We start from the raw sequence: 14,189 nt of genomic DNA on the forward strand, positions 1-14,189 counted from the left end.
ATTATTATATTCTATAATAGAGTGAACTGATTTCATTGATGATTTTAAATTGATTTTTTGATCATTATTAAAATGTCTTTTATAGAACAAAGTTGTCTTTCTTATTCAGAGAAAAATTTGAGTATCTTACACTTTTTGAGTCAGCAAGTTATTTATAGGTTTTGTTTTTATGAGTACAAATATTGACTCTAAAAAAAAAGGATATATCTTAGAAATACTTAAGTGGTTAGTTATCACGATTCTGTTACTTTTAGTTATCGTTTGTAATTATTACTATAGCGATTACTATTTGCTAGTTCGAGTATTGTTTATCGTGCTTATAATCGCTGTTATGGGTAGTATAATTATGATAACCAATAAGGGCAAATTCGTTGTTGCGTTTGCACGTGAAGCACGCAATGAAATACGCAAAGTAGTTTGGCCAACTCGCAAAGAAACGTTATATACCACGTTAATCGTTGCCGCAGTGACTATTTTAATGTCACTGATTTTATGGGGGCTGGATAGCATTCTAGTTCATGTGGTGTCATTTATTATTCTTTTGAGATTCTAAGATGTCCGAAATTTCAAAAAAACGCTGGTATGTTATTCAGACATTTTCTGGTTTTGAGGGACGTGTAGCGCAGTTCCTTCGTGAACATATTACTCTTCATAATATGGAAGAATTGTTTAGTGAAGTTATGGTTCCAACAGAAGAAGTTGTTGAAATTCGTGGTGGTCAACGTCGTAAAAGTGAACGTAAATTTTTTCCTGGTTATGTCTTAGTGAAAATGCTGATGAGCGATGCTAGCTGGCATTTTCTACGTGGTGTACCACGCGTAATGGGTTTTATCGGCGGAACTTCTGATAGACCTGCCCCGATCAGCGATAAAGAAGTTGACGCTATTATGAACCGTTTGCAACAGATTGGCGATAAGCCGCGGCCAAAAATTCTTTTTGAACCAGGTGAGCTAGTTCGCGTAAACAATGGTCCTTTCGCCGATTTTAACGGTATGGTAGAAGAAGTAGATTATGAAAAAAGTCGCTTAAAGGTATCAGTCTTGATCTTTGGTCGTTCTACACCTGTGGAATTAGATTTCAGTCAAGTTGAGAAAGGTTGAGTCGCTTACAATAGTTCTTGCTTCTTTATAGCAAAAATTAATTGAAAATTTCGTATCTTTATTTTTATACCTCTTTAATATGAGCAAAATTTATTTAAAGATAGCGCTTAAATAGCGATCATACTAGTAAGAGAAAATTAATATGGTTAAAAAAATACAAGCTCATATCAAACTGCAAATTCCTGCAGGAATGGCAAATCCGAGTCCACCAGTAGGTCCAGCTCTGGGTCAGAAAGGTGTTAATATTATAGAATTCTGTAAAGCTTTTAATGCTAAAACTGAGAATATTGAAAAAGGATTATCAATTCCAGTTGTGATCACTGTATATTCCGACCGTTCTTTTGATTTTTTTACTAAAACTCCACCAGCCGCTGTTCTGTTAAAGAAAGCCGCAGGTATTAAATCCGGTTCTGCTAAACCAAACAAAGATAAAATCGGTAAAGTGACCAACGGACAAATCCGTGAAATTGCTAAAACTAAAACACCTGACATGACTGGTGCTGATGCAGAAGCGATAATACGCTCTATTATTGGTACTGCGTATTCCATGGGTCTAATAGTAGAGGATTAAGGATTAAGGAATGGCTAGATTTACTAAACGTATACGTGTTATCCGTGATAAAGTTGATTTAAAAAAGCAGTACGATATTAACGAAGCCATAGCACTATTGAAAGAATTTTCTACTGCAAAGTTTATCGAAAGTTTTGATGTTGCTATTAATCTTGGTATTGATGCTCGTAAATCTGAGCAAAACGTTCGTGGCGCTACTGTCTTGCCACATGGAACCGGTCGCAGCGTATGTGTCGCTGTGTTTACTCAAGGCGAAAATGTGGAAAAAGCAATAGTTGCTGGTGCAGATATAGTTGGTATGGATGATCTATCTGATCAAATTAAAAAAGGTAAGCTTAATTTTGATGTGCTTATTGCTTCTCCGGATGTAATGCATTTTGTTGGTCAACTTGGTCAGATTCTTGGTCCACGTGGCCTAATGCCAAATCCAAAAGTTGGTACTGTAACTACTAATATTACTGAAGCAGTTAAAAACGCAAAATCTGGTCAGATACGCTATCGAAATGATAAAAATGGTATTATCCATACTACTATTGGAAAAATAAACTTTGAATCTAGTAAATTAAAAGATAATTTAGAAGCTCTAATAGAAGAGCTTAATAAAACTAAACCAACACAAAATAAAGGAATCTATATTAAAAAAGTAAGTTTATCTACTACAATGGGCGCAGGTATCACTGTTGATCAAAATAGCCTTGCTAATATAACCACTTAATTATTACTTTACGTAGGCGTTAAATTTGTCTAGAATTTACTATTTCTTATTTAGTTAAAAATAGTTATACATTTTTATTTTTAACTTCTGGCATAATAAGATTTTTTAATTAGAGCTTATATATAACGTAGATAAGTCTTCTAAAAAATTACTGGTATGTATTATACCGATCAGTTTTTAAATAGACGGAAACATAGCTTGATAAAAAATTTTATTTCCTGGATTTTATTTATCGTATCTAGATGTTTATCTTCTTTACAAGGACATGAAGTGAGTTCTAAGTGAATCTCAATAAATTCAGGAGTACAATCTAATGGCATTAACTCTTCAAGATAAAAAATTAATTGTTCATGAAGTCAATAAAGTAGCCAAGGGTGCACTGTCTGCTGTTATTGCGGATTCCAGTGGAATATCAGTAAACAGAATAACTGAACTTCGTAAAGCGGGTCGTAAAGTCTGTGTTTACATACGCGTTGTTCGTAACACGTTAATGCGCTACGTCGTTGACGGTACTCCTTTTGAGTGCTTAAAAAGCATGTTTATTGGTCCAACTATGATTGCTTTTTCTAAAGAAAATCCAGGTACTGCTGCTCGTTTGTTTAAAGCTTTTTCTAAAGAAAATACTGATTTTGAAATTAAAGCTGCAGCCTTTGAAGGCGAAGTTATTTTGGCATCACAGATAGATCGTCTAGCTACTCTTTTAACTTATGAAGAAGCAATTATCCGATTAATGTTGGTTATGAAAGAAGCTTCTGTAGGAAAACTAGTTCGTGTATTATTTGCAGTGTATAATCATAAATATACATCTTAAATACTGATTTGATTCTAAAATTATTGCAAATATACAAATACTTTTTTTTTGAATTTTTTAGGAACACTTGTTATGTTTATTACTAAAGAACAAATTCTAGATGCAATTTCAGAAATGTCTGTTGTAGATGTAGCTGCACTAATTTCTATGATGGAAGAAAAATTTGGTGTTTCTAGCACTGCTACTGTTACTGTTTCTGAAAGTAAACCATCTGAAGCTGTTGAAGAAAAAACTGAGTTTAATGTTATTCTTAGCACAATTGGTGTGAACAAAATTGCCGTCATTAAAGCTGTGCGTAGTATTATCGGTCTTGGGCTAAAAGAAGCTAAAGACTTAGTTGAATCAACACCTGCTATTTTAAAAGAAAATATAAGCAAAGATGACGCTGAAACACTAAAAAAAGCTTTAGAAGAAGCTGGTGCTTCTGTTGAAGTTAAATGAATTAATTTTACAAGTTTCAGCTTACAGCCTGAATTAGGCTAACGGCTGGTGATTTTTTATCACCAGCCTTTTTGCTCTATAAGGAATTAGTAGTATTTTACACTATTTAATTACTAATTAGCTTTAATATTTTCTATTGAAAACTTGATATATTATGTTACATATCAAACCTTCTAGCTCAAAAGTTCAATAAAAATTAATTTAAAAAATAATAGAAATAAACATTCTGGAGAAAATATCAAAAAAAAATTAATCATAGTAAATAGTATTACATATGCTGTTCTAGCAGAGCAGACAGAATAAGTTGGCTTATTAGCTATCTGAGGAACCCTATGGTTTACTCCTATACCGAAAAAAAACGCATTCGTAAGGATTTCGGGAAACGTCCAAAGATTTTGGATGTTCCTTATCTTTTATCTATCCAAATTGACTCATTTCAGAAGTTTATAGAGAAAGATCCGGAGGGTCAGTATGGTCTGGAAGCAGCTTTCCGTTCCGTATTCCCGATACAAAGTTATAGTGGTAATTCTGAATTACAATATGTTAGTTACCGCCTTAGTGATCCTGTTTTTGATGTTAAAGAATGTCAAATCCGTAGTATGACATTTTCCGCAGCACTCCGTGTAAAACTACGTCTTATTATTTACGAACGAGAGATGTTGGAAGGTACAGTAAAAAACATTAAAGAACAAGAAGTATATATGGGTGAAATTCCGCTTATGACTGATAATGGTACCTTTATTATCAACGGCATTGAGCGTGTTATTGTTTCTCAGCTACACCGTAGTCCTGGTGTATTTTTTGACAGTGATAAGGGTAAAACGCACTCTTCCGGTAAAGTGTTATATAACGCACGTATTATTCCTTATCGCGGCTCTTGGTTAGATTTTGAATTTGACCCAAAAGATAACTTATTTTTCCGTATTGACCGTCGACGTAAATTACCAGTAACTATTATTTTACGCGCGTTGAACTACAATACTAATCAAATCCTGGATCTATTTTTTAACAAAGTTAAGTATAACATTCAAGAAAACAAGCTAAAAATGGAACTATTTCCTGAGCGCTTGCGTGGTGAAACTGCCTCATTTGATATCAAAGCTAACGGCATTCTCTATATTGAAAAAGGTCGCCGAATTACAACGCGTCATATTCGCCATCTAGAAAAAGATGAAATTTCACAAATAGAAGTCCCTATCGAATATATTGTTGGTAAGGTAGTAGCAAAAGATTATATTGATGAAAATACTGGTGAAATCATCGTTACTGCTAATACAGAACTGACATTAGACTTCCTGACTAAATTACGACAAGTAGGTTATAAATGTATCGAAACGCTATTCACTAATGATTTAGATCATGGCGCTTATATTTCCGAAACGTTGCGTGTCGATTCGACTAGTGATCGTTTAAGTGCACTAATAGAAATCTATCGTATAATGCGTCCCGGTGAACCACCTACTCGCGAAGCAGCAGAAAATCTATTTGAAAATCTATTCTTCTCTGAAGAACGTTATGATTTGTCTGCAGTTGGTCGAATGAAATTCAATCGCTCTCTTTTGCGTGAAGAAATTGAAGGTTCTAGTATTTTAAGCGAAGATGACATTATTTCAGTAATAAAAAAACTTATCGATATTCGTAATGGTAAAGATGAAATCGACGATATTGATCACCTTGGTAACCGTCGTATCCGTTCAGTGGGAGAGATGGCAGAAAATCAATTCCGTATTGGTTTAGTACGTGTAGAACGCGCAGTCAAAGAGCGTTTATCCTTAGGTGATTTAGATACCTTGATGCCTCAAGATATGATCAATGCTAAGCCAATTTCAGCAGCAGTAAAAGAATTCTTTGGCTCTAGCCAATTATCACAATTTATGGATCAAAATAATCCGTTATCCGAAATTACTCATAAACGCCGTATTTCTGCGTTAGGACCAGGTGGTTTAACTCGAGAACGCGCTGGTTTTGAAGTACGTGATGTACACCCAACTCATTACGGGCGTGTATGCCCAATCGAAACCCCGGAAGGGCCAAATATAGGTCTTATTAACTCACTCTCCGTATATGCCCAAGTTAATGAATATGGTTTCTTAGAAACACCTTATCGTCGTGTAAAAAATGGTGTGCTGACTGACGAAATTTATTATCTTTCAGCAATTGAAGAAGGTAATTTTGTTATCGCTCAGGCTAATACTAACATTGATAATAATGGCTGTTTTGTTGATGATTTAGTTAGCTGTAGAAATAAAGGTGAATCAAGTTTATTTAGGCGCGATCAAATTGATTATATGGATGTTTCTACTCAACAGGTAGTCTCGGTCGGTGCCTCTCTAATTCCATTTTTAGAACACGACGATGCTAATCGCGCTTTAATGGGCGCGAATATGCAACGTCAAGCAGTACCAACTCTTCGTACTGAAAAACCTCTTGTTGGTACTGGAATGGAACGCGCTGTCGCTGTTGACTCTGGTGTTACCGCCGTAGCAAAACGTGGTGGAACAGTACAATACATAGATGCATCACGTATTGTAATTAATGTCAATTCAGATGAATTGTATCCGGGTGAAGCAGGCATAGATATTTATAACTTAACTAAATATGTCCGTTCTAATCAAAACACTTGTATTAATCAAACTTCTTGCGTTTCGTTAGGTGAAATTGTTGAACGAGGAGATGTTCTAGCTGATGGCCCGTCTACTGATCTAGGTGAACTAGCACTAGGTCAGAATATGCGCATCGCATTTATGCCATGGAATGGATATAATTTTGAAGACTCAATGCTTATTTCTGAACGCGTAGTACAGGAAGATCGTTTTACCAGTATTCATATTCAAGAACTAGCATGCATATCCCGTGATACTAAACTAGGACCTGAAGAAATTACTGCGGATATTCCGAATGTAGGTGAAGCTGCACTCTCTAGATTAGATGAGTCTGGTATTGTTTATATTGGCGCAGAAGTAACAGGAAACGACATTTTAGTAGGTAAAGTAACCCCAAAAGGAGAAACTCAACTAACACCAGAAGAAAAACTTCTGCGCGCTATCTTCGGTGAAAAAGCCTCTGACGTAAAAGATTCATCACTTCGTGTACCGAACGGTGTTTCTGGTACTGTTATTGATGTACAAGTATTTACTCGTGACGGCGTAGAAAAAGACAAACGTGCTTTAGAAATTGAAGAAATGCAACTTAGACAAGTCAAAAAGGACCTGACCGAAGAATTAAAAATCTTTGAAGCTGGTTTGTTTTCTTGTATTCGCGATGTATTGATCTCTGGCGGTATTGAAGCAGAAAATCTAAATAAACTAACTCAAGAACACTGGCTTGAATTAAATTTAGTTGACAAAGAAAAACAAAAACAGCTTGAACAACTTGTTAAGCAATATAATGCGCTTAAACTTAAATTTAAGAAAAAATTAGAAGGTAAACACCATAAAATTACTCAAGGTGATGATTTAGCTCCAGGCGTACTAAAAATCATTAAAGTTTATTTAGCAGTAAAACGTCAGATTCAACCAGGCGATAAGATGGCAGGTCGTCACGGTAATAAAGGTGTTATTTCCAAAATTAATCCAATTGAAGATATGCCTTACGAAGAAAATGGTATTCCAGTGGATATCGTTTTAAATCCTCTAGGTGTACCGTCACGTATGAATATTGGACAAATTTTAGAAACTCATCTAGGAATGGCAGCAAAAGGTATTGGTGATAAAATCAATATTATGCTGAAACAACATGAAAAAGCAGTTAAGCTACGTGAATTTATTCAGCAAGCTTATAACCTGGGTGATAATATACGACAAAAAGTAGATCTTTCTACTTTTTCCGATGAAGAAGTGCTGTGCTTAGCAGAAAATTTAAAAAAAGGTATGCCGATCGCTACGCCAGTATTTGATGGTGCTAAAGAAAAAGAAATCAAGGAGATGCTTCAGCTTGGTGGATTGCCGAGTTCCGGTCAAATTACTTTATTTGACGGTCGCACTGGTGAAAAATTTGAACGAAAAGTTACAGTAGGTTACATGTATATGCTAAAACTCAATCATTTAGTTGATGATAAAATGCATGCACGTTCTACTGGTTCTTATAGTTTAGTTACTCAGCAGCCACTTGGTGGTAAAGCTCAGTTTGGTGGACAGCGATTTGGAGAAATGGAAGTATGGGCGCTAGAAGCCTATGGTGCAGCCTATACCTTGCAAGAAATGCTTACTGTTAAATCAGATGATGTTAATGGTCGCACTAAAATGTATAAAAACATCGTGGATAGCAATCATATTATGGAACCCGGTATGCCAGAATCTTTTAATGTTTTATTAAAAGAGATTCGTTCACTGGGTATCAATATCGAGCTAGAATAAGATTAATTTTTCTGCTTGGGTGCGGATTCGCACTGGTAATAAGGAAACCTGAGTGTTTCAGGTACCTAACAGATCCAACTCTGACAGGAGTTAATCCGTGAAAGATTTACTTATGTTTCTAAAATCGCAAACTAAAACTGAAGAGTTTAATGCAATAAAAATTTCTCTAGCCTCACCAGACATGATCCGTTCTTGGTCGTTTGGTGAAGTAAAAAAGCCGGAAACAATTAACTATCGTACTTTTAAACCCGAGCGAGATGGTCTTTTTTGCGCCCGTATTTTTGGACCGGTCAAAGACTATGAATGTCTATGCGGTAAGTATAAACGTTTGAAACATCGCGGTGTTATCTGTGAAAAATGTGGTGTTGAAGTAACTCAAACTAAGGTAAGACGTGAACGTATGGGTCATATCGAATTAGCTTCGCCTACTGCTCATATCTGGTTTTTAAAATCGTTACCGTCTCGCATTGGTTTATTGTTAGATATGCCACTGCGTGATATTGAACGCGTGCTATATTTTGAATCTTATGTTGTAGTTGAAGCTGGTATGAGTAACCTTGAACACCATCAGATCTTAACCGAAGAACAGTATTTAGATGCTCTAGAAGAATTTGGTGATGAATTCGATGCTAAGATGGGTGCTGAAGCAATTCAAAGTCTATTAAAAAAAATAGATATAGAACAAGAATGCAATCAGCTTCGAGAAGAGTTAGAAGAAATTCATTCTGAAACTAAGCGTAAGAAATTAACGAAACGAATTAAAATGTTAGAAGCTTTCCAACTATCTGGAAATAAACCAGAATGGATGATTTTAACTGTTTTACCAATACTACCACCAGATTTACGTCCACTAGTACCACTAGAAGGTGGTCGTTTTGCGACATCAGATCTAAATGATTTATATCGTCGGGTAATTAATCGTAATAATCGCTTAAAGCGTTTGCTAGATCTTTCTGCGCCAGATATCATTGTTCGTAACGAAAAGCGTATGCTACAAGAAGCAGTCGATGCATTATTAGATAATGGTCGTCGTGGCCGCGCCATTACTAGTTCTAATAAGCGTCCATTAAAATCGTTAGCCGATATGATTAAAGGTAAGCAAGGACGATTTCGTCAGAACTTACTTGGAAAACGTGTTGACTATTCCGGTCGTTCAGTAATTACTGTTGGTCCGTATCTGCATCTGCATCAGTGTGGTCTACCAAAAAAAATGGCGCTAGAATTATTTAAACCTTTCATTTATGGCAAATTAGAATTACGTGGTTTAGCAACTACTATCAAGGCGGCTAAAAAAATGGTTGAACGTGAAGAGGCCATAGTATGGGATATACTCGATGAAGTTATCCGAGAACATCCAGTTATGCTTAATCGAGCACCAACGTTACACCGTCTTGGTATCCAAGCATTTGAACCAATACTAATTGAAGGTAAAGCTATTCAGCTACATCCATTGGTATGTGCGGCATATAATGCTGACTTCGATGGTGACCAGATGGCTGTCCATGTGCCACTGACGTTAGAAGCTCAATTGGAAGCACGTGCACTGATGATGTCAACTAACAATATCTTATCACCTGCCAATGGTGAACCAATTATTGTGCCATCCCAGGATGTTGTTCTAGGCTTATATTATATGACCCGCGATCGTATTAATAGCAAAGGTGAAGGGATGGTACTAACTGGACCGAAAGAAGCAGAACATGTTTATCACGCCGGAATAGCTGAACTTCATGCTCGCGTTAAAGTACGTATCACTGAGTATAATAAACGTGATAATGGCGAGTTTATAGAAAATACTCATCTGGTAGACACTACTGTTGGTCGTGCTATCCTATGGATGATAGTCCCGAAAGGATTACCGTTTTTGCTAGTAAACCAGGTATTAGGAAAAAAGACCATATCTAAGATGCTCAATACCTGTTATCGCGTATTGGGTTTAAAATCTACCGTTATCTTTGCTGACCAGATCATGTATACCGGATTTTCCTATGCTGCTCGCTCTGGCTCATCTGTCGGTATTGACGATATGGTGATTCCGAAAGAGAAAGCCGAAATCATTGATGAAGCTGAAACTGAAGTTGCTGAAATCCAAGAACAGTTTCAGTCAGGTCTGGTTACTGCAGGTGAACGTTATAATAAAGTTATTGATATTTGGACTGCAGCAAATGAACGCGTCGCTAAAGCAATGATGGATAATTTTTCCAAAGAAGCTGTAATTAATCGTAACGGTGAGGAAGAATGTCAGATCTCGTTTAATAGTATCTTTATGATGGCTGATTCTGGTGCACGTGGTTCAGCAGCGCAAATTCGTCAGTTAGCTGGTATGCGTGGGTTAATGACCAAACCTGATGGCTCAATCATCGAAACACCGATTACTGCAAATTTTCGTGAAGGTTTAAATGTACTCCAGTATTTTATTTCCACCCACGGCGCGCGTAAAGGTTTAGCTGATACTGCACTGAAAACAGCTAATTCAGGTTACCTAACCCGCCGTTTAGTCGACGTAGCACAAGATCTAGTGGTAACCGAAGATGATTGCGGGACTTTTTCTGGTATTGTAATGACACCGGTTATCGAGGGGGGTGATATTAAAGAGCCGTTACGCGAACGTGTTTTAGGTCGCGTTATAGCGGAAGATGTTCTAAAACTAGGAACTGGAGATGTTCTTATAAAACGTAATACTCTTCTAAATGAGCAGTGGTGTGATATATTAGAAGATAATTCCATCGACAGCATTAAGGTACGTTCAGTCGTTACTTGTGATACTGATTTCGGTGTATGTGCTAATTGCTATGGTCGAGATCTAGCGCGCGGGCATCTAGTAAATAAAGGTGAGAGTATTGGTGTTATCGCTGCTCAATCTATTGGTGAACCTGGAACGCAATTGACCATGCGTACATTTCATATCGGTGGAGCTGCATTTCGTGCTGCAATGGAATCTAGAATTCAAGTAAAAAATAAAGGAAATATCCGTCTTAGCAATGCTAAGTTTGTAATGAACGGCAGTGGTAAATTAGTAATTACTTCACGTAATACTGAGCTAAAATTAGTTGATGAATTCGGTCGTACTAAAGAAAGCTATAAAGTACCTTATGGTGCTATAATGGACAAAGGTGATAGCGAAAAAGTTATGAGTGGAGAAATTGTTGCTAAATGGGATCCGCATACTATGCCAGTTATTGCTGAAGTCGATGGTTTTGTTCGTTTTATTGATATAATCGATGCTCAAACTATTACCCGTCAAACTGACGAACTAACTGGTTTATCTTCTATTGTAGTAATGGATACTGCCGAGCGTACTAGTGGTGGTAAAGATCTGCGTCCAGCATTACGTATTGTTGATACTAATGGTAATAATGTGCTGTTACCAGGAACTGATATGCCAGCTCAATATTTTCTTCCGGGTAAAACAATCGTCCAACTAGAAGACGGCGCTAAAATTACTAGCGGTGATACGTTAGCACGTCTTCCACAGGAAACTAGCGGAACTAAGGATATTACCAGCGGATTACCTCGAGTTGCAGATTTATTTGAAGCTCGTCGTCCAAAAGAGCCAGCGATTCTAGCTGAAATTACTGGTATCATTTCTTTTGGAAAAGAAACAAAAGGGAAACGTCGCCTAGTTATCTCACCACTAGACGGTAGCGATACATATGAAGAAATGATTCCAAAATGGCGTCAACTTAACGTATTTGAAGGTGAATGTGTAGAACGTGGTGATATAATTTCTGATGGTCCAGAACCGCCGAATGATATTCTACGTTTGCGTGGTATCCATGCAGTAACCCGCTATATCGTCAATGAAGTTCAAGACGTTTATCGTCTTCAGGGAGTGAAGATTAACGATAAACATATTGAAGTTATCGTTCGTCAGATGTTACGTAAGGCAACGATTATCAGCAGCAATAGTTTAGAATTTCTAGAAGGTGAACAGGTGGAATATTCACGTATTAAGCTTGCTAATCGGCAATTAGAAAATGATGGCAAAGCAAAGATCACTTATATTCGTCATCTACTTGGTATTACTAAAGCCTCGCTAGCTACAGAGTCGTTTGTTTCTGCAGCATCTTTTCAGGAAACTACACGTGTGCTAACTGAGGCTGCAGTAGCCGGGAAACGTGATGAACTACGCGGTCTAAAAGAAAATGTCATCGTTGGACGGTTAATTCCAGCTGGAACTGGTTACGCTTATCATCAGGAACGTATGCACCATTATCAGAATAGAGAACCATTAACTGCATCAAAAATTACAGCTGATGAAGCTTCTGCTAACTTAGCTGAATTATTAAACACAGGTCTAGACAGTAATAAAAACTAAGTATTAAGCTTGTAAAACTATTTTTTATTAACTATTTTAAGGTAACTATTAATACAAAACCGCTTATGGAATAGCGGTTTTGTATCTTAAATAAATCTTATTTTATACCATAATTAGACAGTTTTTCAGTGATAGATACATGTTCTAAGTAAGATTTAAATCTTTTAAAACAACCTATAATCCTGCCTGTATGAAAACGTTTGCTAATTCTTGCTACGAATGATTATCGTAGGGTATAAATTGCTTTAATTCTAGCTGATTACTAGCGTAGTCACTTTTCTAAGTTTAGATCCAGCACTTATATTATTATTGCAATAGATACTGCATGCTTATAAAAATAAGCAGATTCACGAGTTGAAAGGGAAATTTTTGTTTTAGGTATTAAGCAGACATCAAGCATACATGACTTTCAGTAGTTTTGCTTCGTCCATTAAAGATACTGGTATTATACCTCCAGTATATGGAGGTAATCTAAGAAATGACAAAGAATAGCGGTTCTGACAGTATACATAACGCATATATAGAAGGTGATTAACTACAATATAGTAATCGACATCCCAATTATTAGAAAGATCAATTAGTATTCTAAGTCTCATCCCATTGATTTTATTTTAAACTAAATGATTCGATATTTCAAGCTGAAAAATCCTGTTTCTATCCGACAATATGATAATTCTGATAAGTAGGCAAATAATAGGTTTCCTAATATACTAATCACATTATCTAGTCCAAAGCCTTTAAGCTCAATATATTCCGCCTGAAATAATGGTTATACTTCTATTATAAGCAAACTAAATTCTTGACGTATTATAGGCATATAATAATAAAAATAATCGATACCTACTTTTTTATACTCTTCGGTGACAAGTAAGATATTGTTAATATCTTTTATCGGATAGCTAAGAGCATTCTCTAATAATCTCTGTTTGATTGAGTATTTTCGTCTAATATGGTTTTTCATAGAGAAACTACAATAAATACAATCGTTAATACATCTATTATGATAGATGAAGCAGTAAATAAAAAAATTAATAGTTTTACCGAAATGTTGTCGCGTTAAACTTTATTCTCACTGAACTAGTACTTCAAGATACGGTATCGTGGCCGGCGAAAATAGTGCTATTATTTCTTTTAAGCCTATATCTTTTCTACCATCAGTGCTAACTCAACATTACGAGTTATTTAACTTTGAATACGTATAATAATATTATCCTGTAGAATATTTTTGCCAATCTGAAATAAAGGTAATTATGTTTACAACTCTAACGAGGAAATCAGAAAACTAGTTAATTAGCTAGTAGCAATAGCTTAATAATAATGCGGAGCAAGGCTAGCCAGATGGACTAATTCACCGGCTTCTAGTGTAATTCGGAAAACTTGTGCTATTGCAGAAGGATCTTTTGCTATAACGATATCTATTGTGTTAACAAAAATTGCATCAGCACCCATTTCTAATGTTTCTAGAGCTTGACTTGTTGCGAACCTATACCTGGAATCTACTAAAACCGGTATTTTCATTTGTTCAATAATAATCTTCAAAAAAAATCACGGAGTTTTAATCCCTGATTAGAACCGATAGGAGATCTAACGGCATTACTGTTGCAGGATCAGGAATATATACTGCATGTCTAGATGGATTTCAAGTTTTATCCAGTTTGTACCTATTACTTCGCGTGATAAATATTCAGAAAATAGAGCTTTTAGTAGTTTTAGTGCTAGAAGTATTAGGAAGTAATCGAATATTAGTTCGATTTAATTCTAGTAGCAAAACATCATTACCACTACGTAAACTAACTTAACGCATCACAAGGGTAACTAGTTCACTACTAGAGGCAATAATTGTATCTATCATTAGCTGAGCTGATGCAAATTTGCTAG

General features: G+C 36.0%; 10 protein-coding genes. 8 read left to right on the plus strand and 2 right to left on the minus strand.

Features of this window, described 5'->3' with window-relative positions; genetic code table 11:
* Positions 1-169: 169 nt before the first annotated feature.
* The 8 genes from secE to rpoC all read left to right on the plus strand — a co-directional run bounded on the left by secE (position 170) and on the right by rpoC (position 12,311).
* A complete protein-coding gene (gene secE / locus FVIR_RS00185; RefSeq protein WP_067497392.1) occupies positions 170-553 on the plus strand; it encodes a preprotein translocase subunit SecE in 384 nt (127 codons plus the stop codon).
* A gap of 1 nt (position 554) precedes the next feature.
* Complete coding sequence (gene nusG / locus FVIR_RS00190) at positions 555-1,100, plus strand: transcription termination/antitermination protein NusG (RefSeq protein WP_067497395.1); 546 nt, start codon at positions 555-557, stop codon at positions 1,098-1,100.
* Between the two features lie 142 nt (positions 1,101-1,242).
* Positions 1,243-1,671 (plus strand): 50S ribosomal protein L11, encoded by a 429-nt coding sequence (rplK, locus tag FVIR_RS00195; RefSeq protein WP_067497398.1) that lies wholly within the window; start codon positions 1,243-1,245, stop codon positions 1,669-1,671.
* A 10-nt stretch (positions 1,672-1,681) separates the two neighbouring features.
* On the plus strand, positions 1,682-2,386 hold the full coding sequence (gene rplA / locus FVIR_RS00200) for a 50S ribosomal protein L1 (protein WP_067497401.1): 705 nt from the start codon (positions 1,682-1,684) through the stop codon (positions 2,384-2,386).
* Positions 2,387-2,699: 313 nt separating this feature from the next.
* Positions 2,700-3,197, plus strand: coding sequence for a 50S ribosomal protein L10 (rplJ, locus tag FVIR_RS00205; protein ID WP_067497404.1), 498 nt, complete (start codon positions 2,700-2,702; stop codon positions 3,195-3,197).
* Positions 3,198-3,269: 72 nt separating this feature from the next.
* Positions 3,270-3,638: a 50S ribosomal protein L7/L12 gene (gene rplL / locus FVIR_RS00210; RefSeq protein WP_067497407.1), complete on the plus strand. Its 369-nt coding sequence runs from the start codon at positions 3,270-3,272 to the stop codon at positions 3,636-3,638.
* Between the two features lie 332 nt (positions 3,639-3,970).
* Positions 3,971-7,993: a DNA-directed RNA polymerase subunit beta gene (rpoB, locus tag FVIR_RS00215; protein ID WP_067497409.1), complete on the plus strand. Its 4,023-nt coding sequence runs from the start codon at positions 3,971-3,973 to the stop codon at positions 7,991-7,993.
* A gap of 97 nt (positions 7,994-8,090) precedes the next feature.
* On the plus strand, positions 8,091-12,311 hold the full coding sequence (rpoC, locus tag FVIR_RS00220; RefSeq protein ID WP_067497412.1) for a DNA-directed RNA polymerase subunit beta': 4,221 nt from the start codon (positions 8,091-8,093) through the stop codon (positions 12,309-12,311).
* A 392-nt stretch (positions 12,312-12,703) separates the two neighbouring features.
* Here rpoC and FVIR_RS02655 read toward each other — a convergent pair whose 3' ends face one another.
* Together FVIR_RS02655 and FVIR_RS02770 are read right to left on the minus strand one after the other, a co-directional pair.
* Positions 12,704-12,907: a hypothetical protein gene (locus tag FVIR_RS02655; protein WP_158648144.1), complete on the minus strand. Its 204-nt coding sequence runs from the start codon at positions 12,905-12,907 to the stop codon at positions 12,704-12,706.
* Between the two features lie 712 nt (positions 12,908-13,619).
* Complete coding sequence (locus FVIR_RS02770; protein ID WP_408605362.1) at positions 13,620-13,829, minus strand: beta/alpha barrel domain-containing protein; 210 nt, start codon at positions 13,827-13,829, stop codon at positions 13,620-13,622.
* Between the last annotated feature and the right edge of the window lie 360 nt (positions 13,830-14,189).

The sequence above is a fragment of the Candidatus Gullanella endobia genome (assembly GCF_900048035.1).
Lineage (GTDB): Bacteria > Pseudomonadota > Gammaproteobacteria > Enterobacterales > Enterobacteriaceae > Gullanella > Gullanella endobia.

Coding starts and splice junctions, on each gene's coding strand:
- secE (WP_067497392.1), top strand. CDS start 170: ATGAGTACAAATATTGACTCTAAAAAAAAAGGATATATCTTAGAAATA.
- nusG (WP_067497395.1), top strand. CDS start 555: ATGTCCGAAATTTCAAAAAAACGCTGGTATGTTATTCAGACATTTTCT.
- rplK (WP_067497398.1), top strand. CDS start 1,243: ATGGTTAAAAAAATACAAGCTCATATCAAACTGCAAATTCCTGCAGGA.
- rplA (WP_067497401.1), top strand. CDS start 1,682: ATGGCTAGATTTACTAAACGTATACGTGTTATCCGTGATAAAGTTGAT.
- rplJ (WP_067497404.1), top strand. CDS start 2,700: ATGGCATTAACTCTTCAAGATAAAAAATTAATTGTTCATGAAGTCAAT.
- rplL (WP_067497407.1), top strand. CDS start 3,270: ATGTTTATTACTAAAGAACAAATTCTAGATGCAATTTCAGAAATGTCT.
- rpoB (WP_067497409.1), top strand. CDS start 3,971: ATGGTTTACTCCTATACCGAAAAAAAACGCATTCGTAAGGATTTCGGG.
- FVIR_RS02655 (WP_158648144.1), bottom strand. CDS start 12,907: ATGAGACTTAGAATACTAATTGATCTTTCTAATAATTGGGATGTCGAT.
- FVIR_RS02770 (WP_408605362.1), bottom strand. CDS start 13,829: ATGAAAATACCGGTTTTAGTAGATTCCAGGTATAGGTTCGCAACAAGT.